5 protein-coding genes and 1 pseudogene are annotated in these 4,145 nt (G+C 49.4%); 3 read left to right on the forward strand and 3 right to left on the reverse strand.

The features are described 5' to 3' along the window. Positions 1-681 (reverse strand): aminotransferase class I/II-fold pyridoxal phosphate-dependent enzyme (locus STRDD11_RS05935; RefSeq protein ID WP_241209333.1); only part of this gene is annotated, 681 nt, incomplete at its 3' end. 96 nt (positions 682-777) lie between these two features. Here STRDD11_RS05935 and STRDD11_RS05940 point away from each other — a divergent pair. Both STRDD11_RS05940 and STRDD11_RS05945 read left to right on the forward strand, forming a co-directional pair. After that, the gene (locus STRDD11_RS05940; protein ID WP_128836254.1) at positions 778-1,632 is read left to right on the forward strand and encodes a pyridoxamine kinase; all 855 of its coding nucleotides are present in this window, start codon (positions 778-780) and stop codon (positions 1,630-1,632) included. Positions 1,633-1,758: 126 nt separating this feature from the next. Beyond that, entirely contained in the window at positions 1,759-2,316 is a 558-nt protein-coding gene (locus STRDD11_RS05945; RefSeq protein WP_128836256.1) for an ECF transporter S component, read from the forward strand. Positions 2,317-2,601: 285 nt separating this feature from the next. Here the strand turns inward: STRDD11_RS05945 and STRDD11_RS05950 are convergent, their stop codons facing one another. Both STRDD11_RS05950 and STRDD11_RS05955 read right to left on the reverse strand, forming a co-directional pair. Beyond that, complete coding sequence (locus STRDD11_RS05950; protein ID WP_128836258.1) at positions 2,602-3,249, reverse strand: PAQR family membrane homeostasis protein TrhA; 648 nt, start codon at positions 3,247-3,249, stop codon at positions 2,602-2,604. Then, a complete protein-coding gene (locus STRDD11_RS05955; RefSeq protein ID WP_128836260.1) occupies positions 3,233-3,694 on the reverse strand; it encodes a DUF1836 domain-containing protein in 462 nt (153 codons plus the stop codon). The genes STRDD11_RS05950 and STRDD11_RS05955 overlap by 17 nt, the downstream gene beginning before the upstream one ends. A gap of 120 nt (positions 3,695-3,814) precedes the next feature. Between STRDD11_RS05955 and STRDD11_RS13640 the strand changes: the two are divergent. Beyond that, positions 3,815-4,145, forward strand: a pseudogene (locus STRDD11_RS13640) (VanZ family protein); the annotation flags it as partial.

The following is a 4,145-nucleotide window of genomic DNA, read 5'->3' on the forward strand; positions in this document are numbered from 1 at the left end:
GTGACCCAAGGGATAGTGAAAGCGGGGAATGGTGTAAAAGAACTTGATTTTTCCGCTTTGGAAAATTTCTTCCAATTGTTGCAGGTCAATCCCCTGCGGAGTCCGCTCAATGGTCTCATAAGGCAGATCTTGAGCCAGCAGCAAGTCGTTGATCCGGTGGTAGGTAGGCTGCTCGACCAGAATGGTCTCTTTCTGATTGGGAAAGTCAATCTGTGAGAGGATATAGAGGGCCTGCTGGGTCCCGGAGGTCAGGACCAGCCGGTCCAGCGAAGTGTAGACAGCCGAGTCCAGCAGCAGCTGCTGGACGGATTTCCGCAGCTCTTCCAGACCTTCCTGCTGGGGATAGTAGTTGAAGAGATAGTTTTCCCGGCCAATCAGGGTCTCATTGACACAGAGGCGGAAGTCTTCATAGGCCTGATGGCGGTCGTCTGTCACTGGCAGCTCCAAGTCCTGCTTGGACTCCTGATGATTTTCCAGCACATAGTAGCCGCTTTTGGGAACTGCATAGATATATTTCTGGTATTTGAGTTCGGTCAGGGCTTTTTGGGCAGTGTCCTTGCTGCAGCGGTAGCGCTCTGCCAGCCTGCGGACGGAAGGAATCTTCTGCCCGGTTGCCAGTCTTCCCTTCTGGATGTCCTTGATAATTTTGTCAATAATCGATTGGTATTTTGCCTTGGTCATAAAAACTGTCCCCATACAGATAGGATTTTTTCCTATTGTAACTCAATTTCACCTATTTTACAATAGAAAGCATAGATAAAGAGAGGAGGCTTTCCAGTGACCAAGCCTTTGATTGTTGCCAATGATATTGCTGGTTTGGGGAAGGTTGCCACAGCGGCTGCCCTGCCCTTACTGGCTGCATGCCAGATAGAAACGGCCCTGTTGCCGACAGTGCTCCTGTCTTCCCATACCGGCGGATTTCCCGATGTCTATGTGGAGGATTACACACAGGGCCTGCAGGCATTTTTGCAGCAGTGGCGGAGCTTAGAGCAGGACTTCTCAGCTCTTCTGACAGGCTATTTGGCAGGTCCGGAGCAGCTGTCTTCCATTCTGGACTTTGCCAAGGAAAAGAACCTTCCGCTGCTGGCAGACCCCGTCATGGGAGACAAGGGCCGGCTTTATCACGGCTTTGATCAGCAGTATGTCAAAGCCATGCGGCAGCTGGTCAGTCAGGCTCATCTGGTCCTGCCCAATCTGACCGAGGCAGCCCTGCTCTTGGATCGGCCTTATTCGGGAGAGCTGCTGCCGGAGGCAGTGCTGGAAGAGATCTGCCGGGAACTGGCCGGGCTGGGAGCAAAGCAGGTCTTGCTGACAGGGGTGCAGACAGCTGAAGACCAGATTGGTTTTGCTTATTATGACTCAGAGACTGGGAGTTTCTGCATCTTTCAGGGCTCCAGACTGCCCCAGCATTTTTACGGGACCGGCGATATGGTGACGGCCTTGGCCGCAGCAGCCTTTATCCAGAAAGTCCCCTTGGAGCAGATGCTGCCTCTCATACTGGACTTTGTCTCAAGGAGTTTGCTCTCGACTGTGGAGTGGGGTGCAGACCTCCGTCTGGGTGTTTTTTACCAGCCTCACTTGGCTCAGCTCTGGACGGATTTTCAGCGGCTGGCAGCGGTTAAAAGCCGCTGAAGCCGAGACTGAAGCATCCCCGCCCATCTCTCGGTCATGCTGCGGGCTGATGCTCAAGATTCGCTTTTCACTGCCTGTCGGACTGTAAAGTCTGAGGAAGATAGATTATAAAGGAGATTTTTTACGATGAAACAATCCCATTTTGATGTTCGTTCCCTTGCTTTTTTAAGTATTTACGCTGCCCTGATTTTTGTCAGCATCCAGTTTTTCCGCATTCCGCTGGGGGCCCAGTTTGTTCATTTGGGCAACGCCTTGGTGGTCATTGCCTTTCTGCTTTTTGGTCTTTATCAGGGCTTTCTGGCGGCAGCGGTCGGTCTGGCTGTTTTTGACCTGCTCAATGGCTATGCTGCCGAAATCCCGGTCATTCTGCTGGAAGCGGCGGCTGTCGGCCTCGTGGTCTATCTTGTATATGACCGGCTTTTTCAGGAAAAGGATCAGCCGCTGCAAATCCTGACAGTTGCTGTCGGGGCGGCGCTTATCAAAATCCTGCTCAATCTGGTGCGCTATGCCCTAATCAATATTCTGGCAGCCAATCTGCCGCTGGATCAGGCCCTGCTGGCTTCTATTGACAAGATCGCCGGGACTTTTGGCTCGGCAGCGGTGACCGTGATAGCCGTCCCTATCCTTTATCCCATTTTAAAAAGAGGGCTCCAGCCTTTCAGGCTGCCCTTCAGAACAAAATAATCCCTTTCGAAGATTTCTGTCAATGTTGCTGACTGGGTCGGTCTTATCATCAGCCTTTAAAAGCAAACTAAAAGATGATAAAAGGCGAGGAAACCCTCAGCCTTTTTTAGATTCAGTGAAAAACATCAGCAATCTCCAACAGTCACCCGAGGACCTAGTTTGCAGAGATTTTCGAAGTGTATAGTCTTTTAGCTTGCTTTTAGTACGAAGCAGCGAGCCGCAGACAGTACTGGCGTACGGCAAGACGAGCTAACAAAGTAATAAAAGATAAACTAAATGACGATATTACATGGTATAGACAATAGCGATATACTGCAGAGCAGAAGCGGCCAGAATGAAGAGATGCCAAATCATGTGGAAATAAGGCTTTTTCTGAGCGTAGAAGCCGGCGCCGACTGTGTAGCAGAGGCCGCCTGCCAGCATGAGGCCCCAAAAGACCGGCCCGGTCTGGCTGATAATCTGCGGAATGATAAAGACAACCAGCCAGCCCATAATCAGATAAAGGGCCAGACTGAACTTTTCATTGACCTTCTTGGCAAAGATTTTATAAAGAATGCCGAAGATGGTCGTTCCCCACTGAATGACGATAATCAGATAGCCCTTCCAGTCGTTCATGAGCGAGAGCACGACCGGTGTGTAGCTGCCGGCAATGGCAATGTAAATCATGGAGTGGTCGATAATCCGCAGGATGTATTTGTGGGGGGTGCCGTAGGACATGGAGTGGTAGATGGTCGATGACAGAAACATGAGAAACAGGCTGATGACAAAGATAGAAGTGCCGACAGCAGATACCAGCCCATGCTCTTCATAGCTGTAAATAGCTGAAATAGGCAGCAGAATCAGCATGAGGACAGCCCCGACCGCATGGGTTACGGCATTAGCAATTTCTTCGCCGAAGGATAGTTTTTTACTGAGTTTAAGCGCGTAGTTCAAGGTGTTCTTCCTCCTTTTCCGGCAGTTGTATCAAGGCTAAGGTCTCTTGGTAGAGCTTGACGGTCTGGCAGGCTCTGGCAATAATCGGTGTGACCTCTCGCTGCTCGCCGTTCATGTAAGCGACAAACTCATTATAGAGTTCTGTCGAGTCTGTTTCCTCATGCAGCATGTTGAGGGTGGCAGAGATTTCCTGAATAGAAAATACGGTCTTCAAAGTCGTAATGGCAATCAGACGGGCTACTTGGCGACGCTGGTATTTTTTCTTGACCGGTTTGGCAACGTAGCCATGCTTGACATAGTTATTGATCATTGAGGCGGTCAATCCCTTGTCAGAAGCCGAGATAGAAGGTCCGCAGACATTGTTTACATAGAGCAGAACCTGATCCAAATACAGATCCAGATCTGGCAATTCATCCCATTTGGGAAAGGGGTGCTGAGCGTTCAAATCTTTATCACTTTCTTATCTAGTCTTTATAACCAGATGATAACATCTTCTGGATATAAAGTCAAGAAAAAATAGAATGTCCGTCTGAATTTTGTTATAATCTTAAAAAGGAGGTCTGAAATGAAAAGATATCTATTGGAGCTTGCAGCCTTCCTTGCCAGTCTGCTTTTCTGGGTCTGGCTGTACGGGACCTTCTTCTATACCTATGTGGCCACGGTCTTTTATAAGGGATGGCCTGAAGAAGATCGGCTGATTCCGGCTGGTATTATCCTGCTGCTGACCCTGCTCAGCTTTCTTTTTATTCGCAGTCTGACCCGTCAGCATCTTCCCCGCTGGCTTATTTGGAGCAGCTACGGCCTGTATTTCCTGGTTTTGTTTTATACCCTCTTTCTGAAAAATATCGGTTTGCAGGGATTTAGTCTGGATCTGCAGTCCTTTGTCTATCTTTGGA

The sequence above is a fragment of the Streptococcus sp. DD11 genome (genome assembly GCF_001578865.1).
GTDB lineage: Bacteria > Bacillota > Bacilli > Lactobacillales > Streptococcaceae > Streptococcus > Streptococcus panodentis.